Source organism: Chitinophaga sp. SVR4-12A (genome assembly GCF_056754765.1).
Genome location: NZ_JBPGWP010000001.1, coordinates 3,008,257 through 3,032,711, shown reverse-complemented (window position 1 = coordinate 3,032,711; position 24,455 = coordinate 3,008,257). Strand labels below are relative to the sequence as shown.

The 24,455-nt window shown below is 48.5% G+C and carries 17 protein-coding genes and 1 tRNA gene; 12 read left to right on the top strand and 6 right to left on the bottom strand.

The genetic code is table 11. From position 1 onward, the window contains the following. Nucleotides 1–43 precede the first annotated feature (43 nt). The 9 genes from ACR9Y8_RS12335 (at nt 44) to ACR9Y8_RS12295 (ending at nt 16,011) form a co-directional block, all read left to right on the top strand. Nucleotides 44–2,170, top strand: a complete 2,127-nt coding sequence (locus tag ACR9Y8_RS12335; protein WP_481213550.1) for a family 43 glycosylhydrolase — start codon at nt 44–46, stop codon at nt 2,168–2,170. 61 nt (nt 2,171–2,231) lie between these two features. Then, nucleotides 2,232–3,749, top strand: coding sequence for a hypothetical protein (locus ACR9Y8_RS12330; RefSeq protein WP_481213549.1), 1,518 nt, complete (start codon nt 2,232–2,234; stop codon nt 3,747–3,749). Nucleotides 3,750–3,932: 183 nt separating this feature from the next. Then, nucleotides 3,933–6,641, top strand: coding sequence for a DUF5060 domain-containing protein (locus tag ACR9Y8_RS12325; protein WP_481213548.1), 2,709 nt, complete (start codon nt 3,933–3,935; stop codon nt 6,639–6,641). An 84-nt stretch (nt 6,642–6,725) separates the two neighbouring features. Further along, complete coding sequence (locus ACR9Y8_RS12320; protein ID WP_481213547.1) at nt 6,726–7,937, top strand: CehA/McbA family metallohydrolase; 1,212 nt, start codon at nt 6,726–6,728, stop codon at nt 7,935–7,937. 101 nt (nt 7,938–8,038) lie between these two features. Next, nucleotides 8,039–10,480, top strand: a complete 2,442-nt coding sequence (locus ACR9Y8_RS12315) for a bifunctional YncE family protein/alkaline phosphatase family protein (protein ID WP_481213546.1) — start codon at nt 8,039–8,041, stop codon at nt 10,478–10,480. A gap of 24 nt (nt 10,481–10,504) precedes the next feature. Beyond that, nucleotides 10,505–11,920, top strand: a complete 1,416-nt coding sequence (locus ACR9Y8_RS12310) for a hypothetical protein (protein WP_481213545.1) — start codon at nt 10,505–10,507, stop codon at nt 11,918–11,920. Beyond that, nucleotides 11,920–14,520: a TonB-dependent receptor domain-containing protein gene (locus ACR9Y8_RS12305; protein ID WP_481213544.1), complete on the top strand. Its 2,601-nt coding sequence runs from the start codon at nt 11,920–11,922 to the stop codon at nt 14,518–14,520. Before ACR9Y8_RS12310 ends, ACR9Y8_RS12305 begins: the two co-directional genes overlap by 1 nt. Before the next feature lie 38 nt (nt 14,521–14,558). Next, nucleotides 14,559–15,539: a transglutaminase domain-containing protein gene (locus ACR9Y8_RS12300; RefSeq protein ID WP_481213543.1), complete on the top strand. Its 981-nt coding sequence runs from the start codon at nt 14,559–14,561 to the stop codon at nt 15,537–15,539. Nucleotides 15,540–15,567: 28 nt separating this feature from the next. After that, a complete protein-coding gene (locus ACR9Y8_RS12295) occupies nt 15,568–16,011 on the top strand; it encodes a hypothetical protein (protein ID WP_481213542.1) in 444 nt (147 codons plus the stop codon). On the opposite strand, the gene ACR9Y8_RS12290 is transcribed toward ACR9Y8_RS12295, so the two are convergent. Next, entirely contained in the window at nt 15,999–16,286 is a 288-nt protein-coding gene (locus tag ACR9Y8_RS12290) for a S24 family peptidase (RefSeq protein WP_481213541.1), read from the bottom strand. The genes ACR9Y8_RS12295 and ACR9Y8_RS12290 overlap by 13 nt on opposite strands. A gap of 748 nt (nt 16,287–17,034) precedes the next feature. On the opposite strand from ACR9Y8_RS12290, the gene ACR9Y8_RS12285 reads away from it, so the two are divergent. Continuing rightward, nucleotides 17,035–17,307: a hypothetical protein gene (locus ACR9Y8_RS12285; RefSeq protein WP_481213540.1), complete on the top strand. Its 273-nt coding sequence runs from the start codon at nt 17,035–17,037 to the stop codon at nt 17,305–17,307. A gap of 75 nt (nt 17,308–17,382) precedes the next feature. Here the strand turns inward: ACR9Y8_RS12285 and ACR9Y8_RS12280 are convergent. Beyond that, nucleotides 17,383–17,456 (bottom strand) — tRNA-Met (locus ACR9Y8_RS12280). Nucleotides 17,457–17,555: 99 nt separating this feature from the next. After that, nucleotides 17,556–18,116 carry a methyltransferase family protein gene (locus ACR9Y8_RS12275; RefSeq protein ID WP_481213539.1) on the bottom strand — a complete coding sequence of 187 codons (561 nt, stop codon included), beginning with the start codon at nt 18,114–18,116 and terminating at the stop codon, nt 17,556–17,558. Between the two features lie 89 nt (nt 18,117–18,205). Here ACR9Y8_RS12275 and ACR9Y8_RS12270 point away from each other — a divergent pair, with 89 nt between their 5' ends. Then, nucleotides 18,206–19,204: a terpene synthase family protein gene (locus ACR9Y8_RS12270; RefSeq protein WP_481213538.1), complete on the top strand. Its 999-nt coding sequence runs from the start codon at nt 18,206–18,208 to the stop codon at nt 19,202–19,204. Between the two features lie 48 nt (nt 19,205–19,252). On the opposite strand, the gene ACR9Y8_RS12265 is transcribed toward ACR9Y8_RS12270, so the two are convergent. Further along, nucleotides 19,253–20,029: a MerR family transcriptional regulator gene (locus tag ACR9Y8_RS12265; protein WP_481213537.1), complete on the bottom strand. Its 777-nt coding sequence runs from the start codon at nt 20,027–20,029 to the stop codon at nt 19,253–19,255. A gap of 78 nt (nt 20,030–20,107) precedes the next feature. Beyond that, complete coding sequence (locus tag ACR9Y8_RS12260; protein WP_481213536.1) at nt 20,108–21,061, bottom strand: bifunctional helix-turn-helix transcriptional regulator/GNAT family N-acetyltransferase; 954 nt, start codon at nt 21,059–21,061, stop codon at nt 20,108–20,110. A gap of 174 nt (nt 21,062–21,235) precedes the next feature. Between ACR9Y8_RS12260 and ACR9Y8_RS12255 the strand changes: the two genes are divergently transcribed. After that, nucleotides 21,236–21,451: a dodecin family protein gene (locus ACR9Y8_RS12255; protein ID WP_481213535.1), complete on the top strand. Its 216-nt coding sequence runs from the start codon at nt 21,236–21,238 to the stop codon at nt 21,449–21,451. 99 nt (nt 21,452–21,550) lie between these two features. Here ACR9Y8_RS12255 and ACR9Y8_RS12250 read toward each other — a convergent pair whose 3' ends face one another. Then, nucleotides 21,551–24,085, bottom strand: a complete 2,535-nt coding sequence (locus tag ACR9Y8_RS12250) for a mechanosensitive ion channel family protein (RefSeq protein ID WP_481213534.1) — start codon at nt 24,083–24,085, stop codon at nt 21,551–21,553. Nucleotides 24,086–24,455: the final 370 nt, after the last annotated feature.

Below are 24,455 nucleotides of genomic sequence, written 5' to 3'. Positions count from 1 at the left end.
GCTGCGGATGGTAGAAATTACGTTATGAAAATTTATTTAACTTATGCTCCGTTTTTTAAGGCAATTGCCTGACTTCCTTTTATGTGCCCTATTGTTACAGCCGCTGCTTGTTGTTGCGCAACAAACCTCTCCGGCGCAGCCTGGGTTTCTTAATAATCCTACGTGGACTTCCGATAACGGCAATGGTACATTTACCAACCCGCTTTTCTTCGACGAGTTCTCTGACCCGGACCTGGTCAGGGTAGGAGATGATTATTACCTTACCGGAACCACTATGCATACAATGCCGGGCTTACCGGTGCTGCACTCGCGCGATCTGGTGAACTGGGAATTCCTGACCTATGCAGTTGACCGCCTGAACTTTGGACCGGAGTTCCGTCTTGAGAACGGTGGTGATATTTATGGCCAGGGTATCTGGGCGCCCAGCTTCCGCTATCACAACGGTACCTACTATATTTTTAGCAATGTGAACCGCTTCAATACACATTTGTTCACTGCTACCGATCCGAAAGGGCCCTGGAAGCACACTAAAATGAACAGAAGCTTCCACGATCTTTCTGTACTGTTTGACGATGATGGTAAGGTTTACGTAGTATGGGGATATGACGAGCTACGCCTTGCAGAGCTGAACGATTCGCTTACTGATATTAAGCCTGGTAGCGAACAGGTGATCGTTCAACGCGGAAGCGGCGCCGGTGAAGGGGCACACTTTTATAAGATCAATGGAAAATATTACATCACCAGCACCAACTATGATCCCGTTTGCTACCAGGTATGTCTTCGAGCTGAGCATCCCCGTGGGCCATATGAAGTAAACGTGATGAGTGCCGAAGAAAGCCTGGGCATTGGAACCGGGTGGGGCATGGTAAATAACCGTAAAGGCCCTCCTTTTGAGCTCGTTCCCCCGGTGGAAAACTTTGTGGGGCGCATTCCCCTGCATCAGGGCGGTATTGTTCAGATCCAATCCGGTGAATGGTGGGGATGGTCAATGATGGATCATAACTCCGTTGGGAGGCTCACGTGTCTTTCACCGGTTACCTGGCAGGATGGCTGGCCTTATTTCGGTTTACCGGGTAACCTTACCCGTAGTCCACTGACCTGGGTAAAACCCAACACCGGGTTCAGCTCAGCGCCTCATGCCACTTACCGCAGGAGCGACGACTTTTCTGCCGCCGCGCTGCAACCGGTATGGCAATGGAATCATGTGGCGGTCGACAAAAAATGGTCACTGAAAGCCAGGAAGGGATTTCTTCGCTTACATGCGCTTCCTGCAACCGACTTCTGGCAGGCAAAAAACACCCTTACCCAACGGGCAATTGGTCCGGAGTCGAAGGTGTCTGCCGCCATTGACCTGGATGCCATGAAGCCCGGAGATGTGGCAGGTCTTGGTTTGTTAAACCTGCCTTACGCCTGGATAGGCATCGCGAGGAAAGCAGACGGCTACGAAATCCAGCAATTTGATCAGCAAACGGGAAAGCTGGCCACGGCACCGTTAAAAGGTACACAGATCTGGTTGCGGGCAGATTGCAATTTCGAGACCGAAAAGGCCTTGTTCAGCTATAGTACAGATGGGACCAATTTTACCACCCTGGGTGGAGAGTATACTATGGTATTCCAGCTTAGGACCTTCCAGGGCGTACGGTATTGCCTCTTTAACTATAACACCCAGGGAAAAGAGGGAGGCTATGCTGATTTTGATTCTTTCATAGTAGATGAACCAAGGTCGCGTGGTTTAACAAAGCCGATCCCCTACGGCAAGATCATTACGCTTACCAGCCTTGCTGATAGTACGGTACTGGTGAACTGGAAAGGGTTTTTAAGACCGGTAGCCGCTAACGACAGACTGGCGCAGGGCAATAACCGTAAGTTCAGGGTAGTGGATAAAGGAAATGGCAGGATCGCTTTACAATCTGTTGTTGATAACGGCTGGGTAACAGTAAAGGGATTGGGCGGCATGGCGGAAGTACGTATTGAGCAAACAGAAAGAGGAGAAGCATCTGTATTTCAATGGCAGGATATGCTCCGTGGTGATCTGATGCTAATGTCGCTGGCTACACACCGGTACGTGTTTGCAGACCCGTATGCGAAAAGCCTCTGTGCCGCCAATGCAAGGGGTACCAGACCAGACCGCAAAGACGGGGCCTGTTTTGCATGGGAGCTGGCCGAGTAGTAAACCCGCTTTTTCCCTATATTTGATGGATCATGGCTCGGTAATGGGCCACATCCCGCAGATGTCTTCTCGAACAGTTAATGTCGTATTAATACAGAAATGGGCGGTATTCCTTTTATATATCGCCTTGTCTTCTTTTGCGATCTTACATCATGAGATATGGGGCGATGAGCTGCATAGCTGGAATATCGCAAGATCAAGCACAACGCTGGCAGATGTGATCTCCAATTCAAGGTACGAGGGACATCCGCCGGTGTGGTATATCATACTCTGGTTTGTTTCCAGATTTACTACTGACATTGCCTGGATGCAGTTAGCGCAATGGCTGATCATCACATCGGCTGTTGGTATTCTGCTCTTTTTCTCGTCATTACCTTTTTTAACACGAATATTGATCCCCTTCGGCTACTTCTTTCTGTTTGAATATGCGGTCTTCAGCAGGAACTATGCAATAGCCCTCTTACTGGCATTTTGCCTCTGCCTTGTTATACGAAGTAAGCTCAGGTACAAAGTTCCCCTGTATTATGTGTTGCTTTTGGTTTTGGCCAATACACATCTGCTGGCGTTAATACTGGCAGGAAGCCTGCATTTGTATTTTTTGCTGTTGAATCATGAGAAGGGAGGGAGGATGGGGGGATTGCTGCTGCACGGTTTATTCGGACTGATCGTCTTATTACCAACATTGTATTTCATTTTTCCGCCTACAGACAGTGCACTTGGGTTTAGTGCCTTTTGGGGCAGGGTGCATATCAAGGATCAATTGGCCATCATATTACTGGCGCCGTTCAAATCTTTTATTCCGGTGCCCGCGTGGTGGAAGTATAATTTTTGGAACACGCAGTTCCTACTGGAGGCCGGGCAACAGTATCGGCTGTTGAAAGGTGTGATTGCACTGGTGTCATTGAGCCTGCCCTTGATGATGTTTTATATCCTGAAAGGCAACAGGAAAAGCCTGATCCTTTTCTTTGGTAACCTGGCAGTAACACTGGTAATGGCCACTGTTTTTCCTTTAACATCTATGAGGTATACCGGCTTTATCTTTATCGCCTTCATAGTTGCCTATTGGTGCTATACCGCTGAGAATATTCCGGGCAGGAAGACCAGTTATCTTGTTAATATATTGCTGGCTATCCAGGTGCTGGCATGTACAATCGCCGTGTACAAGGATATACGCTATCCGTTTTCGAATGCATACCATGCCCGCGAAGTATTAAAAAAGGTGCCGGCCGGCGAAGAGATCGTAACCGATTTCTGGTGTGCTGATATGCTTTCTACCTATACAGGCAAGGCTTTCTATTGCGTAGATATGCAGAAAGAGTTTTCTTTCCTTCAGTGGAAAGTAGAATATAAAACGCTGTTAGAGTCACCTGACGCTTATTACAACGGTATGAAGGAATTATTTGAAAGGGAGCATTTGAAGGAAGTTTATTTCATCACCGCACGGTCCGCGGATTACATAAGCAGGAGAGGCAGCTCCCTGCTGGGGGCATTTCAACTCGAACTGATTGATAAAAGGGATCACGCAATAGAGGAGTCGAGCAATTTATACCTGTACAGGGTAAGACCACTACATAACTAAGCAGTCAATGGGTATAATTAACCCCAAATTGTAACCCCCAAATCCTCATAATCCACATTCAGGTACGTACTTAATATGGTTCATGATGCCTGTTTGCTTAACCAGCTTTATAGGGAATCCCGGGGTACAATCTTTGAAGATGGATAAGCGCCCAAACATCCTCTCATTTTATTAACTGATCTTATGACCCAACTATCCTTTACCGTTATCATGCGGACTACCGTGCTGCTCGCGGTATTACGCCTTATCCCCTTAACCACCTTGCCAGCACAGGCCCAGGGCATCGTTTTTAACGGGGTTACACCTAAGCAGACCACAGTGGCCAAATGGGATATGTACGAAGCGCTCATCAGCCTCACCGCTACGTATAATAACCAGTATGATTACAGTGATATTGCCATTCAGGCCACCTTTACTTCTCCAACTGGCGTACAACGTACCGTGGATGCCTTCTGGATGGATGATTATACCATTGACACCTCCTCAGGCGACGTGACCCCTACAGACACCTCAGGCTTCCGGGTACGGTTTACGCCCAATGAACCGGGACAATGGACCTACGTGCTTTCCGGCCGCCTGCAGGGAGGCGCAGTCAGCACCAGCCCCACCTATACATTTACCTGTTCGGGCACATCTCCAACAGGTAAGGGCTACATACGGAGAACCAATACCAACTACCTGAGATGGGACAACGGTTCGCAATACATCCCCCTGGGCGAGAACATTGCTTTCCCCTCCTATAACATGGTGCCCAATTATGAATACTATTTCAACAGGCTGAAGCCTGTCGGCGTCAACTTTCTCCGTATCTGGATGGCGACATGGAGTATTGGTTTGGAGTGGACTAACGGACCAGGCCTGTATGGTTTCAATGGATTAAAACAATACAAGCAAACAGCGGCAAAGGTATTGGACTATTGGCTGGAACGCGGTAAAACGGATGGTTTTGCGATTATGCTCTGCCTCAACTATCATGATCAGTTTCGGTTGAGCAATGAAAATGGCCAGTGGAATGAAAATCCATATAATACCGCGCTGAATGGTCCCTGCGATAGTCCGCAGGTTTTTTTTACCAGCCCGGTGGCAAAAGAGATCTTCAAGAACCGCCTGCGTTACATGGTGGCAAGATGGGGATATGCCGGTGCCCTGCAAAGCTGGGAACTATTTAACGAAGTAAACAACGTGCATGGCGGTTACGCCGCTGACTCCGTCAACATTAATCAATGGCACAATGAGATGGCTGCCTACCTGAAGTCTATTGATCCTAATCACCTTGTTACCAGCTCTTTTGGTGACGAACGGGAGGGAGACGGTACCTGGGTTAGCAGCAGCATCGATTTTACGCAATCTCATAAATATAAGCCTGACCCTAACATGCCGCGGCTGTTGTCCGACCTGAACCAGCAAAGGGTGGCCACTTACCAGAAACCCACCATCAATGGCGAGTTTGGTCTTTCCTACGACCATACCGTAGAAGTACCGGATGATCCCAACGGCATCACCTTTCATAATGTTATCTGGGCTACCATGTTCAGTGGTGCCATGGGTAGTGCCGCTCCCTGGTGGTGGGATTATTGGATAGATGCCCAGCATCTTTATGGTCATTTTTCGCCCCTGGCAGCCTTTAAGGATGTAGTGCCTTTTGAGAGTGGCAATTATAAGAAAGCCACCACCATGTATCTGAATACGAATGCCGCAGATGCTATCATCGTACCCGAAGGCCGCTGGCCGGAAGATTCCCTGAAGCCGCCGCCTGTATTAGATTTTACGCTGGACAATGAAGGCCAGCTAACGCCAGGTGTAAGTGATCTGTGCCAGTTTATTTACGGAACGGGGGGTAATACCCGTTTTCGCAGGCCGCCTACTTTTCATGTCAATTATCTGAAAGACGGAAGCTTTGGGTTGCTCACAGGTTCGCAGCTTGGCACTGACGCCAGGATCAGCATTTATGTTGATGGCGTACTGGAACTGGATCAGGTGGCACAGCTAACTACTGCTTATTCAGTACCCATTACCGCAGGCCCGCATACCATAAAAGTAGATAACCTGGGAGGTGACTGGGCCTGGGTGACCCGGTTTCAGTTCGTGAACGCTGTAGGGCCTTTCAATAATTATGTATTGAAAAGCGCTGGCAATAACCAGTCGGCAGGATATGTTTCATACAGGTTGTACAACTACCAGTATTTCAAGGACAACAATCAAACTGCGCCGCCGGTGGTGCCTGCAGGGGCTATTGTAAGAATTCCAGGTATGGGAAATGGTGTCTATGATGTTAACTTCTATAGTTGTGCACCCACAGCTGTTACTGCTCCGGCGCAGCCTACCGGTACACGGACCGCAACTGCTGTCAATGATACCTTGACTTTCAGTCTCCCTGAAGTAGCATGGGATCTTGCCTTTACTGCCAATGCCGGAGGTGGCGCTCCCAGTGCACTCACCTCGCCTGTATCGGTGTCGCCGGCGTCAGGATGGGGCGGCGCAACATCCCGCAGCTTCATTATAAATAATTCAGGAATGATACCGGATGCTTCCAGCCTGGGCATGTTTGTGTACGGAAGCCAGGCCAACACCCAATATCGCAATCCGCCTACCTTTGTTGTGAACTATTCGCAGACCGGCTATTTCGAGGTGTACACCGGAACCACCATGTCTCAGGGATTTCCCAGGGTCACTGTTTATGTAGATGGAGTGAAGATGCTGGATCAGGCCACTGCGGTCAGTACATCCTATCTTGTTACCATACCGCCCGGCCTGCATAGTATTATGGTAGATAATAGCGGTGGCGACTGGACATTGGTTGATCACTATTCTTTCTTTCCAACGCTTGCTCCGCTGCCTTCAACTGCGAAGTTGGAAACGCATAAGCCCTGGCATGGTTTGGTGATACGGTGAGTAAGAGTGTAATGTTGACATAAATTTAATATGCATCAGCTCTCCTGATCTTATAACTTCGCAGTCCACAACATCACTGCGATTATGTTCAGCAATCACCGGAAACCATTGCTCACCGTATTACTGGCGGGCATAACAACTTGTATTGGCCATACTGTATCGGGCCAGTCTAATCACATTAATCCCTGGCTGCCCGGGGAAATCAATACCATCCCGCCTGTTGCCAGCCTTACCAATGGTGTATGGCTGAAAGGGGAGTTGCATATGCACTCACGGCACAGCAAGGAATCGTCCAACAATCCTATTGCTAAGATCCTTGCCTTTTCAAGGTCTGTTGGTATTGATTATATCTGCATTACCGATCATGATAATCATGTAGACGGTGATGTAGCACACCATACCTGGGCAGATCCTGAGTTTAAGTCTGATTCCATATTACTGCTTTACGGGGCAGAGTGGACCACCACCCGCGGGCACGGCAATGTATTCTCCGCCAAACCCTACGATCACCAGCGCCTCTATGATGTGCGCGATCAGCGCGACGTAGTGGTAGGCGCTGTAAAGAAACAGCTGGGCGTTCACCTGTCGGCTAATCATCCCAGCGGGAAAGACCATTTCGGCTACTCTTACGACATGGTCGAATCTATAGAAGTATGGAACTCTGTGATCTGGTCTAAGAATGCCAATGCCATGATGATCTGGGATGATATGCTTTCATCCGGTCGTAAGCTAACGGGCAGAGGTGGCAGCGATGCGCATCATGGTGTGCCCGACAGTCCTGATAAGGCTACTAAGAACAGCGAACAGGTGAAGGCCAATTATGTTGGTACACCTACCACCTGGGTATTTGCTACCGCACGTACATCACAAGCTGTTGTTGATGCACTTACAAACGGACGTGTGTCTATCAGCTCTAATCCCTTTGGTCCCCGCGTTGAATTTTATGCGGATCTTGACCAGGACGGCAAGATGGATATGATGATGGGAGACAATGTGAAGGCAAGCGGAAAGCCGGTTAAGTTCCGTGTGCAATTAACGGGAAATATGGCGCCGGATGCAGCTTATACTGTTAGCATTGTGAAGAATGGTAACAGGTTTGATTCCCTGCAGATAAGTGGTAAGAAACCTGTTGCGGAGTTTACGGACACGCCTCTAGCAATTGGCCGCACGTATTACCGGGTGGAGGTAGAAGGCGCTCAAACGCCTTATCCGCAGGTGCCTGCAGCAATGTCGTTAAGCGGTAAGATGGTTGCATTGTCAAACCCGGTTTTCTTTAATTTTGATCCGAACTTCTGATTATAAAGCTTCCCTCCTCACATTTTTTATAGTTTCAAGCCCTCACGTCAGCTTGTAGCACTAACGGAAACCATGAGAATCTGACTAAACTTAAATATAATATGATAAGGAAATCATTGCTCATGTCTGCATGCCTGTTGGTACTGTCCATCAGCATACAGGCGCAGGATCTTTCCACCCTGGAAAGCAAAAGGGTGCACCTACCTAATGGCTGGTCACTCACACCAGCAGGCAGCAGTCTGCCACTCGGTGATCTGCCGCTGAATATTGCCATAAGCAGCTCCCGTCGGTATGCCGCTATTACCAACAACGGCCAAAGCACGCAAACCATCCAGCTAATAGACGCCAAAAATGATAAGGCGCTGGACCAGGTGGAGATCCATCGCTCCTGGGGCGGTATTGCCTTTAGCGCAGATGAGAAGTATCTCTATGCCTCCGGCGGTAATGACAACTGCATACTGCAGTATGCCATTGATAACAATAAGCTGGTGATAAAGGATACCTTCAGGCTGGGTCAGGCCTGGCCTGCAGCAGCTATATCTCCCACCGGTATCACGCTGGATGATAAGCAGCATACGATGTATGTGGTGACCAAAGAGAACAACAGGCTCTATGTAATAGACCTGGCCACAAAACAGATCATACATCAGCTGCCCCTGAGCGCCGAAGCATATACTTGTTTGCTGTCTCCTGATAAGAAGGAACTGTACATCAGTCTTTGGGGTGCTGATAAAGTAGCCGTATATAATATCGCCGGCAAAACGCTTAGCGACAGCATTGCGGTAGGAGACAATCCCAATGACCTCTGCATCTCTAAGAACGGGCGTTACCTGTACGTGGCCAATGCCAATGATAACAGTGTATCTGTTATAGACGTCAGGGAAAGGAAAGTAAAAGAAACGCTGAATGCCGCGTTGTATCCAACTCAGCTGAGCGGCTCCACCAGCAATGGCCTTGCGCTGAGCGATGACGGCCGTACCTTATATATCGCCAATGCAGATAATAACTGTCTTGCGGTATTCGATGTGAGCAAAGCCGGTTCCAGTGTGTCTAAAGGATTCATTCCTACCGGCTGGTATCCCACCACGGTGAAGGTATTAGGCAGGAAGCTGTATGTAGCCAATGGTAAAGGGTTTTCTTCTTTTCCTAATCCAAAGGGGCCGAATCCTTATAACAAGAAAGAACATGTGGGGATCCACACCGGTGATAGCAGCGCGCCGAAACGGGTACAGTACATCGGCGGTGGCTTGCTGATGGGCACTATGAGCATTATCTCCGTACCGGATGAAAAGCAGCTTGCTGCATATTCCCAGGCGGTGTATCATAACACACCTTATAATAAAGACCAGGAGCAGGCGGCTGGCAGCGGTATGGCCGGTAACCCGGTACCCGTGAAGGTGGGCGATCCTTCTCCTATTAAACATGTGTTCTACATCATCAAGGAAAACCGCACTTACGACCAGGTACTGAGCGATATCAAAGAAGGCAATGGCGATACCAGCCTGCTGTTATTTGGTGAAAAGATCACCCCCAACCAGCATGCCATCGCCCGTGAGTTTGTACTGCTCGATAACTTCTATGTAGATGGAGAGGTGAGCGCAGACGGCCATAACTGGAGCATGGGCGCCTATGCTACCGACTATATGGAAAAGAACTGGCCTACCAGTTACGGTAGCCGCGGAGTTGGTGCTAAAGGCCGTACCGCGCTGAATAAACAATACATCTGGGACAGGGCCGCAAATTCAGGTGTAAGCTTCCGTACCTATGGAGAGTTTGCCAATCGTAAAGAAGCCACTATCCCCGTATTAAAAGGCCATTTTGTAAAGACTTATGACGGCTTTAACATGCGTGTGAAGGATACTTCCCGCTATCGCGCCTGGGAAGCTGATTTTGATTCCCTGATGGCAGCTAATGCATTACCTCAGCTGATGACCATCCGCTTTGGCAATGACCACACAGAAGGGATGGCGGCCGGACGTCCTACGCCTTTTGCGCACGTGGCGGACAATGACCTGGCGGTAGGCATGTTCCTGGAGCATCTAAGCCACAGCCCCGTATGGAAAGAGTCTGTTGTATTCATCCTGGAAGATGATGCCCAGAATGGTCCGGATCACGTGGATGCCCACCGTTCTCCGGCTTATATCGCCGGCGGCTATGTGAAAAGGCATTTCGTGGATCACACCATGTACACTACGACCTCTATTATCCGCACCATAGAGCTGATCCTGGGTATGCCACCCATGACCCAGTATGATGCAGCAGCTATGCCGATGTGGCGCAGCTTCAATGATCGGCAGGATGTAACGCCTTTCAAACACCTGCCTTCCAACGTGAACCTGGATGATGTGAACCCTTCAGGTACTAAGCTGGCGGCACTTTCCAAAGGACTGGATTTTTCTAAGGAAAGCGTAATCCCCGACCAGCTGATGAACATGATCACCTGGAAAGCCGTGAAGGGCGAAGATGCAGAAGCACCGGCCATCGTGCGTGCTGCATTTGTGAAGGCCGTGAAACCGGCAGATGATGATGACGATGATAAATAATATCAATTACTACTGACAGCTACTATGAAGAATAAAATATTCATGCCTGTTTGTTGCCTGGCAGCTATGCTGATGGCATCCTGCAGCAAATCTGATACGGAGGTAGATATCACCCCAGAAGATCCGGGGCAGGGCAGCTTTATTGCAGATGGTGATACATTGAATACTAAAAATGGTTCCAATGGCCGTAGCATCAAAGGCACATTAAAAGCAAACGGCACCTATTACCTGTACAGCGATTACGGAGATGCAGTGATCAATACCGGCGATACGCTGCTCATACAAAGTGGGGTGAAGATCTTATTTGCCGGTCCTTCCAGCGGGCCAGCTGCTATTGGCACACAAGGCCATGCGCCCGGACTGGTAGTGAACGGTACCCTGCTGGTGCTGGGCACAAAAAACAGTCCGGTACTATTTACCGTAAAGGATGAAGCATTGCGCTCTGATCCTGCCAAAGATCCGCAAAGTCCGAATACTGACCCTGCCTTTAAAGGCTACTGGGGCGGCATACAGGGTGGCGTTACCTCCGGCGATATCATTATCAAATGGGCGAGGATGGAATACTTTGGCGGCCTGGCGCCCGCTACAGATCCGGCAAGGCCTAATAAAGCACGTTACGGTATCTTTACCCAAAACCCGAAAGCCAGCCTGGTGCTGGAAGATTGCTGGCTGTACGGCTCTTTTGACGATATGGTGCGGATTGCAGGTGGTAAGTTTGAGATCTTCCGCAATACTTTTGAGAAGGTCGGTTTTCAGGCTGGTGAGTGTGTGAATGTAAAAAGCGGCAGTGAAGGCGATATTGCCTACAACCTGGTGGTAGGTGGCACGGGCAATGCCTTTAAATCTGCCAACGCAGGCGGATTGTCGCCCCAGGCAAATGCCTACATCTACAACAATACCATCATCAATACAGGCTATCGCCAGGCAAAAGTAGGGGAGGGCGGTTCCCTGGATTTTGAGAACGGTGGCCGTGGCCTCTGCTACAATAACCTGCTGGTGAACTGTGCTTTTGGCCTGGCCATTATGGGTGGCGGCAGCAGTGTGCCCATTGCAGATACGGCGAATATCCGTTACGGCAACACGTATAATTATGGGGATAATACTGGTATTACTTCCCAATTCCTGCCTGCCGGATACATTACCCGGCAACAACCTACGGACATCAATGGAGGCAACACCACTACACCGGGAGCCAATAACCCGCTGTTTGTGAATTATCCTTTACCAGTAGTAGCCGGGTTTAATTTCATCAACAACGATTTCGCGGGTAATTACAATTTCCGTCTGCAGGCCCATTCACCGGCAGTAGCTAAGGGCTACACCGGCTTTAGCGCCAGGAGCGTGGTAAAGGTTGATCCGGTATACGGCGTCACAGAGATCACGCCCCCTGGTAAGGACATCGGCGCGTTTCAGCAGGATAATACAGGCAACCAGCATTGATGAAGCAAAAGCATTTATTGCATATAATACTTTTTGCATCGGCAGTATGGGGATTTCCTCATGCTGCCTTTGCGCAAAAGGTAGTGCTCGATACGGTGAATGTGAGCGTACGTATGGACCCTGTTTCGGAAATACATGCACGTAAACTGGAGAAGGCCGCTGTCCCCTTAGTGCATGTGATCTCCCGGCAATCTATTGAGCAATCGGCCGATGTTACTGTAGCCGATATTATGCAGCGGGTAAGCGGCGTATCCGTATTACGCAATGAAACAGGCATACCCGGTCGGGTCATCATCCGTGGTATGGACCCGAGGTACAGTTATACGGCGGTAAACGGTATGGCCGTTCCCAGCCCGGACGAGCGCCACCGCTATCTCTCGCTGGACCTGTTCCCTGCTAACATCATTGACCACCTGGAAGTATACAAAACCCTTATGCCTGCTATGGCAGGCGATGCCATCGGGGGCCGTATCAATATCGTTACCCGACAGGTACCTGAACAGCCGGAGCTCTCCCTGCAGCTAAGCACAGGCTACAACCAGTTCTACCTGGATAGGCGCTACCTGCATTTCAATAACAGTGTGGTACAAACGAAATCTCCTTATGAACGTTATGGAGCAAGTTATAATGCAAGCGGTAAGGACTTTACTAAAGACAATCTGTATTTTACCGCAAAGCATGCCGCCCCGGATATACAGGGCAATGTAAGCCTGGCCAAACGGTTCTTCTCGCAAAAGCTGGGCCTACTGGTGACAGCAGGTGCACAAACCATCCATACCGGCTCCGATGGTTTCCTGGTTTTGCAGAATAATGAACCGCAGGTAAATAATGTGCCGGGCATCACAGACTTTATCAAACGTACTTATTATCAGACCAGTGATCGTAAGCATATCTATGCTGCGTTGGATTATCAATTCAATCCGCATCACCGGCTGCGGTTTTACCAGCTATATATCAATAAACAGGATATTGAAACACGCAGTGCGGTGGATACCAGCCTGGCTGAAGGCCGTACTGGTCCCGGAACAGGCCGCATTGCCCTTATGCAACGGGCGCGAGTAGCCCGTCAGTCTGTGGAGCATTTGCATTTGCAGGGAGACCATCAACTGGGCAAAACACTATCCGCGGACTGGTCTGGCGTATATTCCATGGCCTTCGGTAACTATCCCGACCGCGCGGAACTTAGCGTCAATACCGGCCGTATATTGGGCGCTAATGGCGTAGTACAGCAAACCCCCGTATTGCTGGCGCCTTTGGAGCGGCTATGGATGCATAATAAAGAAACCGAGGTCGATATCTATGCGAACCTGCATTACAAGCCCGACTTCCTGCAACAAAAGCTGGAGCTAAGCGGCGGCACCTTATTACAATACCGGCGCCGGGATAATTTCTTTAATAATTATGTATTTAATCCTGCCATCACCAGCGGTAATGGACAGCCTTTCACCAGCATTTACGATGCGGTGTGGCTGAATAATAATGGTCCGCAGAACCCGCAAGGCACTGTGAGTACGGCAGGTACCTATATGGCCAAAGAGCATATCTCTGCCTTTTATGTGCAGGCTGCCTGGCAAACAGGACCATTGCATATAACGGCGGGTATCCGGCAGGAGCGTACCGAACAGCATGTTCGCTCTGCTGCAGATCCAGGCGCTCCCCTTGGTAAAGCGATCGCTATCACCTACAAAGACTGGCTGCCGTCCCTTCATCTACGCTATGCACTGGATGCACGGCAGGACCTGAAACTGACCTGGTACCAGGCCCTGAGCAGGCCATCCCTTTACGACATCACGTTCTTCAATATGAACTATGATGATTATAATGTAGCAGGTAATCCCTTCCTGAAAAGAAGTACTGCCAATAGCTTTGACCTGCGTTACGAGCTTTACCAGCCCGGTGTGCTGGAAGTGTTGCAATTAACAGCCTTCTACAAGCGCATTGAAGATCCTTATGAAAAAACCTTATTAGGGGCAGCAGATACACTATACCCTATTCCGGCCAATGGTCTGTCCTATATCCCTGCTGCCCGTCTTACAGAACAGCTTCGTAACTATGATGCCGCCAGTAATTATGGTCTTGAATTGTCATTGGTAAAGGAGTGCGGGAATATCGGCATCCACGCTAACTATACTTTCACATCCTCACATATCAGGCAAGCAAAGAAGTATAAGCAGCGGGAGCATCCGGAAGACGCCGCCTCAGAGATAGTAACGGTGACGCGTATACAGGATCGTCCTTTGCAGGGGCAGTCCAAACACATGGCTAGCCTGGGCCTCAGCTACCGAGTACCTCATTACGGATGGTTTGCACAGGTACAGGGCGTGTATACCGGGCAACGTATTGACCAGGTTTCAGGCTGGTATGACCTGGATAATTGGCAGCGTGCCTATACCGCGTTGGATTTTACTATTGAGAAGACACTGAACACCCACTGGCGTTTCTTTACAAAGGCCACGAACCTGTTGAGTGCAGGAACGGAGATATATATGAAGGGTACCGTGCCCGGCGGTCCCGGGCAAACAGGTTTTGGGCGTACCATCATTGAAAAAGAAGTGCATGGGCGTGGATTCCTGTTAGGAGCGCAATACCGCATAAGATAAACCAGGAAAAAGGTATTTTTGTCCTCTCTTTACCTGGTATGAATAAATTAATCGTCGTTCTTCTGTTGATTGTACATGTGCCTGCCTATGCACAGCAAGGTGTAACCCTGTCTGCGATTCAAAAGTTCTCTGCAACTGACTTCTCAACTATCCGGAATAGTAAAGATCTATCCGGGGCTATAGCTGCTACAACAAAAGACCCGAAAGAACAGCTGCAGATGCTGTTACTATGGGCAGATAAATTTTTGCAGGTGGATACCAGCCGTTTTTTTTCAGGAGGCTATCCTCTTACAACCGAAGAGAGTATTCAAAAGAAAACAGGATTATGTGATGAGTATGCTAACATAGTGGCTGAGTTTTGTAAGCTGAATAATATCCCCTGTATACGCATTGAAGGGTATGTTAAATATGCAGGTTTCAAATCTACAGATGTGCTGGATGACGCCAACCATGCCTGGAATGCGGTATATATTGATTCTTCGTGGTTGCTGTGTGATCTGTTTTGGTCTACCTGTGAACTGGTGAACAAGCATGATGGTACCCGTTTTGTTAAAAAGATTAACACCGAATATTATTTAGTACCACCGGCTCAGCTCATTTCTACGCATTTGCCTTTAGACCCGGTATTCCAGTTTAGGAACTATCCCTTCAGCATGCAATCATTTTATACTGCTGCTGAGCGTGCTGATAGCAGCACCGGAATGGGTTATATCAATTATCGTGATTCGCTTAATGCTTATCTTAAATTAAATGAACAGGAGCAAAAGATTAAAGTGGCAGAAAACAGTTATCTGTTCAATAAGGATAACCCTAATGCCAAGGTCGCTGCATACTATAACTACGCCGTTGCTGTCGTCAACAATAAAAAAGCATCCCTGCCAGAATTAAAAAGGGCAAGGCAGTTCCTGGATACGGCAATGGATCTGATAAAACGTTCTTCAAAACCCGACATCCGGGAATTGCTGCCTGCTTGTCGGCAGGGCAGAGTAATGCTGGAGAAGCGGGTCTCAATTCTATAAAATATATCCCTGTATAATCATTGTAAAGATGAAAAATTGTCTACTCATTCTCTGTAATCTGGTTTTGTTAACCTTAGCCGCGGTCGCTCAGAAAACCGAGGCCCAGCTATTTACGGGCACCATTGACGGAAAAATAGCGATCACTATGTTTCTGCATGCAGAAGAACATCCATGTGAGCAGAAAATGGTATACAAGGGTATTTATAAGTACGACAAAAGCAAGGCAAATGATAAATGGCTTTGGCTGAATGTTGACTATAATGAGGCTAGGCAATTTATAATGGTAGAGGAGCGATTCTCTGGTGCTATGATTCTCCGGAAAGAGGTTAATGGTTTCTCAGGTGTTTGGATACATCCGAATGGAGCTACGCAGCTGAAAGTGGTGCTTACACAGCAACAGCTTTCCCCGGAAGCGATTGAAATATACAGGGAGAAGTTTGATGAGACGGATCATCTTTATCATGATTGCTGATTGCATTTGCTTTTTCCTTCGCGTTCAAAGATGATTTTATGCTGGTATTCACCGCTAACCACACGGCCGTATACGATCCGGGTCCATCCGTTCTCATGACCATGGTTATTGGCAATGAGGAAACCTTTATTGCTGTCTTTCTTAATGATCTTATGCGCATCAATATACCTGCCTTTTACTTTGCAAAAAACGATCTCATATTCCGGTACCCGTTCAAAAGTGAGCAACGTACCACTTTTTAGAATGGGCAGCATGGAGCTGCCGAAGGCTTTCATTTTTCCCGTTCCACTTGTTTCAAGCCCGAGCTTAAGCTTAAGATGCGCTCACAACTGCGCAGCACACCTGCGTAGATGGAAATATTTTTTTCATAAAGGCATTCTGTAGGTTGGTTAGGTTCCAGGATCGAATTCCAAGCGTGAACTGTCCTGGCAGTGTGCAAGCGGATTTGATAGGTCACAAGTTCGGCCGCGCGGCTTATTGTTCAAGGGCTACTCTTGCTCATAAATTCGAATGGCTGGAAAAAATAAAGCTGAAAAAGTGAAATGGAAGAGCAATGCTAAGTATGATATCACCAGAAGTCAACAAAGACCTCTTGCACAACATCCTGCGCTTCGTATGCTTAACCATTGGTATAGTTTGTAAGAAAGGCCGCAGACAAAGGATGTGAAATTCATATCACAGCTATGATTGATCCTGTTTGTCACATGTATATTATATAAAGCGCTATAAATAAGCGATTTAACGCAGATTGATGCAGTTTGTCTCCGTGAAACAACCCGCCTAAATTTCAGTATCATCTCATCGAAAAGAAAATGGACTTAGCCCGATAATGTTAACTAATTGTTATTCCATACTGATAAGTGCTAATAATGAAGTCTCCAAAATGGCGAAAAAAGGCTTTGCAAATATATGACTATAAGCAAGAGACTTATGCCCTTTAACCGGGGATACCACTAAAAACAGATGTGGGCGGCTCTGTATTTTTTCGCAACTGCCATATTTAAAATAATAAAACGTACAGAAATGGAACGCTATGAATATAATTTAAGAAAAATGTTGTTTAAAGCGAGCGAACCGGGTAAGGCATCGCAGACTGCCCTTATTATTGTTTTATGTTTCGCAATGGCCTTCGGTCTGCTGTTAGTGGGCGGGACCGTCACTGCGTGTATTCTTTTGAAATCTTTCGCCACGCCTGTGATTTCTGCATTAGTTGGAGCCGCAGGAGCAGGAGGTGCGATGACCATCGGAAGAAAGGTGTTTAACCTGCTCAAACAGCTACGCGGTAAAGGGCCTTGAGTGGCCTTTCTAGCGTGGGTTTCACCGGAAAAGAAAACGGGAACTTCCAAGACTTTCTTGAAAATTCCCGTTCTGTAGCGAGAAAGGGAGTTGAACCCTTGACCTCAGGGTTATGAATCCTGCGCTCTAACCGCCTGAGCTACCTCGCCATGTTTCCTATTTTGATCAGGGGAGTGCAAAGATAATGGTCGTCCCCGAAATATCAAAAACTAATCTAAATATTATTTCCCAAATAATATATAACCCGCCTAATACAAACCCGGTAACAAGCGATATGTTGCCTTCCTATACCGCTCATATTCCTCCCCGAAAGACGCCTCCAGCATCTCTTCCTCTAACCTGATCCTGTACAGAAATGCCGCTGTCACCGGTATTGTCACCACCGCTAGACTTACCCAGTTATTCAGCGACACGCCAAAGCCCAGGAAAGACAGCAAAGAACCCGTATAAGCCGGATGCCTTACATATTTATACATCCCATCCTTTTTCAGCGTATGCCCCTGCCGTATCGCCACATCCACCGTAAAAAACCTTCCCAGTGAAATGATCGCGATGAACCTGATCGTCATCCCCAACAGGATTAGCCCTACGCCCAGCCACCCGATACCTATCCAGTCCGCTACCGGCCACCAGGTATATTCCGCAATATTTCCCGCGGCAGCTGTTGCGGCTATCGCCACTATCCAGATGATAGTCAGCGACTGTTTACCCTTTAAGGGCTGGTCGCCCCTGCGCGACCGCAATACCCTGTTCAGTATGATCTCTGAAAGCAGCCAGCAAGCATAAATAATATAGAAGGAGAGTTTCATAAGACAGCTGTTATCATCAAAGATAGGAGGAATTCCCACCGCAGTGAACGGCCTTATCTTTAATACACCGGCCCCTTGAAATTAACCATATGGAACAGTTACACCTGCCGCAAATACTCTGCCCATTCCCCGCGGGCATCAGCCGCTTTGTTGATGAGGTGAGCACGCATAATGTATACTGGGTACAGAAATTCAACCTAGCCCCATCCCCGGCATTATTCGACGCCTACCGTAAAGCAGCATTCCCACGTTTCGTATCCAGGATCTACTACAGAGCAGACTTTATAGAGCTCTGCCTGATCTGCGACTTCTGCACCTGGCTCTTCATCGTAGATGATCTCCTGGAAAAAATAGCCGGCGATAGAAAAGAACATACCCGGGTCATGAAAGACCTTATGTGCGTATTGGACGGCCAGGAGCCACCGGTATCCGGCAATTATGTAAAGCTTGCCGCCGCATTTAAAGACATATGGGACCGCCTGCAGGAGCTGTCCCTCCCTTCCTGGCAGCGTCGCTTCTCCGCCAACATGGAAGACCTTTTTGAAGCTACAGAATGGGAAGTGAATAACCGGGCCTCAGAATACCAGCTCGGCATTGCTGATTATATCAAAATGCGTCCGTACACCAGCGCGATGTTCCCCTGTATCGACCTGGTAGAGATCATTGGTCAGTCCTGGTTGCCTGAATATGTTCGCAGGCACGACCTTTTACACAAACTTGTCCTCACCTGTATAGAAGCGGTTTGCTGGGTAAACGACCTCGTCTCCTTTAATAAGGAACAATGCATCAATGAACCGCATAACCTTGTGCTCCTGCTTCAGGTAGAACAGGGCTTCAGCCCTTACGACGCCATCCGCGAAGTAACCGAAGTATGCAATGAAACTATCCGCCATTTTATCTTCCTGGAAAGAAAAGTGCTGGCCTCCATGGAGCCGGATGAAAACCTGTATCATTTTACGCAGGGATTGCGCTCCTGGATAAGAGGTAACCTGGACTGGTGCCTGTTTGATACAGAACGCTACGGTGTAAAACTGGTAAAAAATGAAGAAGGAAGCCTTTTATTCAGTAAGATCTTCCTGGAGGAATAATGCATAAAAAAGAAGGGACCACCCGCTGGCAGCCCCTTCGGCGAAAAACTATTTCAACTGTGTGTCTGCATAATATGTCATCGCCTTGCTGATGAAATTAGCATAGACTGGGTTAGGCCTTCCGTCCTGCATCGTAAAGCGCTCATCGCTAAGGTACAGCTGCGCCAAACCACGATAAGCTTCGGCAGGAGCACAGGAGGGGCCACCAGCGCCCCACCATACGCGGATATACGCATGGTGTTCGGCTATTACTTCCTGCACAGCGGCTGTAGTTGGATCAAGATCCATCAGCGCTGTCAATCGTCGCGTAATGTCCTCGCCTTTGGATTTCAGCTGTTCTAGCTCCGGTTTGCTAAGCTGCAGCAACTGCTGTTCAGATGCCTGCACCTTTTCGGCGCCGTATTTTTCCATCGCCTCCCGGCGAATGGCGTCGGCATTGTCTTTCGGAAAGCCTTCATATAATTCTTCAACTGTTAACATGGTGTTACCTTCTTTTAGTGAAGCAATGGTCTTATCAATGGTGGTGAGGAGGTTGTCCAGCCGCCCGCGCTTGTTCAGCAGCGCTGTTCGGTGGGCTTCCAGTGCCTGCAGCACGTCAAAGCCGGGATCATCCAGTATGTCGGCTATCTCCTGCAGCGAAAGATCCAGTTCTTTATAAAACAGGATCTGCTGCAGGCGGTACAGCTCATGCGCGCCATATAAGCGGTACCCGGCCGCGGTACGGACAGACGGCGTGAGCAGCCCCAGGTGGTCATAGTGATGAAGTGTGCGCACACTCACACCTGCTAACCTGGCCAGTTGTTTAACGGAATAATGCCCTTTCATGCTGCCATTGATCTGATGTCTTCACAAAGGTAAACTATGACGTAAGGTAAGAGTCAAGACCTGAGCGCAACTTTTTTTTCAATCCTCCAATTGCAGCTCCATTTGTATGTTCGCCCTTTCGTAAGGGGAGGGGGGACCGGTGATCTTCCTGAATCCCAACTTATGGTACAGGCTAATGGCCGGCTTCAGAATAGTATTGCTCTCCAGGTAAACGCGCTTAGCGCCATTGTCCCTGGCCCTTTCTATAGCTGCCTTCCCCAGCAAAAAGCCAATGCTCTTGCCCCGCACTTCCGGTGCCACGGCCATCTTAGCGAGCTCATAGCCGCTGCCATCCTTCATTTTGATCAGCGCACAGGTACCCACTGGCTGGTCTTCGTAGATGGCCATGAGGATGTGTCCGCCCTTTTTCAGGATATAATCTTTGGGATGATCCAACGCTTTCAGGTCTTCCGGCTCTATTTTGAAATAGGTGGAGATCCACTGCACATTCAGCGATTTAAAAGCTTCTGCATGCGCTGCGGTATAGTCCACGATCTGTACCGTGCTGCCTTCGCGCTCCTTCTTTTCCTCCTGTACACGGCGCAGCAGGCTTTTCTGCTCCAGCAGGAACTCCCATTCTGCAATAGCTTTCCAGAGGTCGTACTGTGTTTCTTTCATGGCGTTCTCCACAGCAGCGCCCACATCGGCAAACTGGTCCTGCATTTTTTCGCGCACAGCTTCCCCGGCGGGTGATAAGGTCACGAAGTTCTTGCGGCCGTCCTTCTTTCCTTTCTTTTCTTTTACGTATCCCTTTTTAGCCATTTCCCGCACAATCTGGCTGACAGAAGGATGGGTATGCCCGATCTCCTGGGCGATCTCCGTAATGGCCTTTTCCTCCCCGCGGGACAGCACATAGAACACGGGGAACCATTTGGGCTGCATGTCTATGCCATACAGGGCATAGATCTGGGACGCCTCTTCGGTAAGCAGGTCACTTAGCCGGCGCAGCCTGCTGCCAAGTGCCATTTTCCCTACCTGGTCATAAAATTCCATATAATAGACGGTTAATTACGTAATCACTTACGTAAATTTATACATAGTATACATTTTTACCAAAAAAATGTGCAGGATACTGCGCAAGCGTTCGGGACACTACCAACCTTTTTGCATGGTAATTGTTGTACCAGCAGGATAATCCGATTTATTCACCTGAAAAACCTTTTCCCCATGTCAGTAGTAAAAGTAATTGAGCTCATTTCCTCCTCTGAAAAAAGCATAGATGACGCTATCCGTAATGCTGTGGCAGAAGCATCCAAAACGATCCACAACATCGATTCCGTTTTTGTAAAAGACATCAAGGCCCATGTAAAGGATGGGAACATTACCACCTTCGGCGTGATCTGTAAGGTTTCTTTCAGGTTGGATGAAAAATCTGAGCGCTAAGGGTTGTTTTTTTCTATATAAATAAATATATATGCCCGGCTTCCGGCAGCAGGGTGGGGATTTGTGCGCTTAGTAGGCATGGTAACGTAAACGACAATATTAAATTTTCGTTTCGGATGCAGGCGTACTGTCTTCAGGTGGTGTCCCGGGTTTCCACTGTTGTAGTATTTCGGGGTCTACCGAACGGATATGCAGATCGCGCTGCGGATAGGGAAAACCAATACCTGCTTTTTGCAGGTTCTCATAAATAGCCGCCAGCACGTCATGCTGCAATTGTCCTGCCAGGCTCAGATCCGTCAACCAGAAGAATACGCGGAAGTTGATAGAATTGTCGCCGAACTGGAAAAGGAAGACCACCGGCTCGGGGGTTTCCATGACGCCTTCGCGGCCTACTACAGCCTGTTTCAGGATCCCGGTCACCGTTTTGATATCGGCGCCGTAATCTACGCCGATGACCAGCTCTACGCGGCGGGTGCGGTTGCTTAAGGTCCAATTGATCAGTTGCTGTGATATCAGGTCGCCATTGGGCACGATCACTTCCGATCCGTCGTAAGCGGAGATCTTACTGGAGCGGATGCCTATCTCCTTCACCACGCCGGAGCGGGTGCCCATCTCTATCACATCGCCTACTTCAATTGGTTTCTCAAACGCAAGGATCACGCCGGACACCAGGTTGTTCACGATATTCTGTAAGCCAAAACCAATGCCTACGCCCAAAGCGCCGATCACGATCGCCAGCTTGTCCATCGGGATGCCTGATGCTGCAAAGGCCAACAGGATGCCCACTGCCAGTACGGCGAGCCTTACCAGCAACATAGCGGAGCCCAGCCGGTTCTTTTTACCAGGTGCGGCATTTTGCGGATCACCAAACATGTAGGCAATCATCTGCGAGATCACGGTAGACACCCAGATCACCAGCAGAAATATAATGACGCTGCCAAAGGTGAAGGCGGTATTGCCGATCTTGCGTTCTGTTCCCAGGAAGCTGGCAATGTTATCATAGATAATATCATATACATACAGGTTACGCGCGATCAGCATCAGCCAGGCCAGGGTGGCAAACAGGTAGAGCAGTACTTTCAACCGCGCCTGTATATTCTGGAAATCGATGAAAGAGATGAATGTGCTGGAACTTTTATTCGCCTCCACCTGCAGGTAAACAGATTCCATCAGCAGATCTGCAAAGAACAGGAGATTCACTGCCATGGTCACGGCTGTTGCCGCGGTAGACCCAATGATCTTGGCCGCCGTGATGCGCCCGCTGATCACCAGCAGCATGGAGAATGCGCTCATCAGGATGAAGATCATCAGCACCCGGCGCGAATGTTTAGGCAAGGCCAGCGTGCTTTGTTCTGTGATCCTCCTCAGCCGGATGCCCAGCACAATGGAGGCAATGGTCACAAAGAAAAGACCCCACTGCTCTGCATTGGTAGCCTGTATAGTCAGGTTGTTGATGAAGTAAAGGAACAGGATGGCCACCAGGAGCAGCCAGTGACGGAATATATGTCGCGGTATAAAATGCTGTAGAATATAACTGAGCGCAGCGACGGTGATCACCCAGTTTAATTGCAGGTACAGCACAGGATATTGTACAGATACCAGTCCCGACACCGTAAAGATGAACACCAGCATACCGGCCACCGGGAAACGGTACAGCAGGCGGGAATGCTGCAGGATAGCTTCCGCCTCTGTGGCGGGATGATTATTACGCACCCGACGGATGTTGTTATGCACCCAGAATGCAAAGAGCGCGCCCAGTAATGCCCACACGATCAGTATCGGCCACTGCAAGGCAAAAAAGATGATTAGCACCCGCATATTCTTGGACAGCGAGTTTTTCAGCACTTTGAAAAAGCCAGGCTCGGTCACCTGTTTCTTCGGCTGCCATAAATAGGTATAGTCTTTACTGAACATGCGCCGGTTGTAGTTATCCAACGCAAATTCCATATCTCCCAGCAGGTTGGTAACGGCGATGTAACGCATGGCCACCTCGTTCTGCAACAATCCCATTTGCAGCAAAGCCTGTTTATTGGCTTTGTCGGTTTGCCTGAACTTCAGGATCAGGCTGGTGAGCTGGCTGACATAAAACTCCCGCAACTCATCTTCTGCAGGCACCATTCGCATGGATGTATCTTTTCTTACCTGTTGTAAAGTGTCGTTAATGCTCACCAGCTCATCGTAATGACGGAACAAATCATTCTGCCACGTTTCCAGGATCCGGCGCAGCTGCACCAGCATTACCTTGTTGGTGTACAGGTCATGAATATTAGGCGTGGCGCCGAGGGCGGCAATATTTCCTTTGATCACGTGCAGGGAGGAGTCTATCAGCGGCAGCCTTTCCGCAATGCCTGACGTATCGTAACCCCGTTTCAAGGTGCTGCCCAGCTCATTCAGCATCAGGGTATAACCTTCAATACGGTTGATGATCACTGCCGTGGCGGTGTCTGAAGCTTTTGATTTGCTGGTGTCTTTGGCAAAGCGGGTGATATCACGGCTGGTGGCGGCACTGTCTTTTTCTGCCGGGAGCTGTTGCGGGTCTTTTTTAGATTGGGCATAGGTACTGCCAGTAAGCAGCAATAACAAAAAAAGCCGTGGCAGCAAGCGCCGGAGGTTTCTAAAGACAGGTTTCTGCATGGCTAACTGAATGATTACCACAGCAATTTAGTGTATTAATACGATTTTAACAGTCTTCTCCTTGTCTTCACCTTGTGTTCTCCTTGTGTTCTCCTTGCAATATCGTTGCCCCGAAGCATTTTGTTAAAATAGTATTACATCCATTTTTTCTAGTACGATTTTAACTGCCTTCTCCTTGCTTTATCCTTGCAGTATCCTTGCTCTATCCTTGCTCTTGGTATACTCGCAACGCTTTTGGTAAAATAGCATCATTGGGAATTCCTGTGTATATTGAGTATATTCATTTGAGTTTGAACCATGCTATATTAAGATTACGTTAGCTTCCATTACTAACTATTAATGACTAACGACTAACAACTATTTTTAATGG

What these genes read in the sequence shown, in the direction of transcription:
- ACR9Y8_RS12320 (WP_481213547.1), top strand. Translation starts at nt 6,726, where the DNA reads ATGTTCAGCAATCACCGGAAACCATTGCTCACCGTATTACTGGCGGGC.
- ACR9Y8_RS12275 (WP_481213539.1), bottom strand. Translation starts at nt 18,116, where the DNA reads ATGAAACTCTCCTTCTATATTATTTATGCTTGCTGGCTGCTTTCAGAG.
- ACR9Y8_RS12290 (WP_481213541.1), bottom strand. Translation starts at nt 16,286, where the DNA reads ATGAAAGCCTTCGGCAGCTCCATGCTGCCCATTCTAAAAAGTGGTACG.
- ACR9Y8_RS12295 (WP_481213542.1), top strand. Translation starts at nt 15,568, where the DNA reads ATGAAAAATTGTCTACTCATTCTCTGTAATCTGGTTTTGTTAACCTTA.
- ACR9Y8_RS12260 (WP_481213536.1), bottom strand. Translation starts at nt 21,061, where the DNA reads ATGGAATTTTATGACCAGGTAGGGAAAATGGCACTTGGCAGCAGGCTG.
- ACR9Y8_RS12315 (WP_481213546.1), top strand. Translation starts at nt 8,039, where the DNA reads ATGATAAGGAAATCATTGCTCATGTCTGCATGCCTGTTGGTACTGTCC.
- ACR9Y8_RS12255 (WP_481213535.1), top strand. Translation starts at nt 21,236, where the DNA reads ATGTCAGTAGTAAAAGTAATTGAGCTCATTTCCTCCTCTGAAAAAAGC.
- ACR9Y8_RS12330 (WP_481213549.1), top strand. Translation starts at nt 2,232, where the DNA reads ATGTCTTCTCGAACAGTTAATGTCGTATTAATACAGAAATGGGCGGTA.
- ACR9Y8_RS12335 (WP_481213550.1), top strand. Translation starts at nt 44, where the DNA reads ATGCTCCGTTTTTTAAGGCAATTGCCTGACTTCCTTTTATGTGCCCTA.
- ACR9Y8_RS12250 (WP_481213534.1), bottom strand. Translation starts at nt 24,085, where the DNA reads ATGCAGAAACCTGTCTTTAGAAACCTCCGGCGCTTGCTGCCACGGCTT.
- ACR9Y8_RS12305 (WP_481213544.1), top strand. Translation starts at nt 11,920, where the DNA reads ATGAAGCAAAAGCATTTATTGCATATAATACTTTTTGCATCGGCAGTA.
- ACR9Y8_RS12265 (WP_481213537.1), bottom strand. Translation starts at nt 20,029, where the DNA reads ATGAAAGGGCATTATTCCGTTAAACAACTGGCCAGGTTAGCAGGTGTG.
- ACR9Y8_RS12300 (WP_481213543.1), top strand. Translation starts at nt 14,559, where the DNA reads ATGAATAAATTAATCGTCGTTCTTCTGTTGATTGTACATGTGCCTGCC.
- ACR9Y8_RS12270 (WP_481213538.1), top strand. Translation starts at nt 18,206, where the DNA reads ATGGAACAGTTACACCTGCCGCAAATACTCTGCCCATTCCCCGCGGGC.
- ACR9Y8_RS12325 (WP_481213548.1), top strand. Translation starts at nt 3,933, where the DNA reads ATGACCCAACTATCCTTTACCGTTATCATGCGGACTACCGTGCTGCTC.
- ACR9Y8_RS12285 (WP_481213540.1), top strand. Translation starts at nt 17,035, where the DNA reads ATGGAACGCTATGAATATAATTTAAGAAAAATGTTGTTTAAAGCGAGC.
- ACR9Y8_RS12310 (WP_481213545.1), top strand. Translation starts at nt 10,505, where the DNA reads ATGAAGAATAAAATATTCATGCCTGTTTGTTGCCTGGCAGCTATGCTG.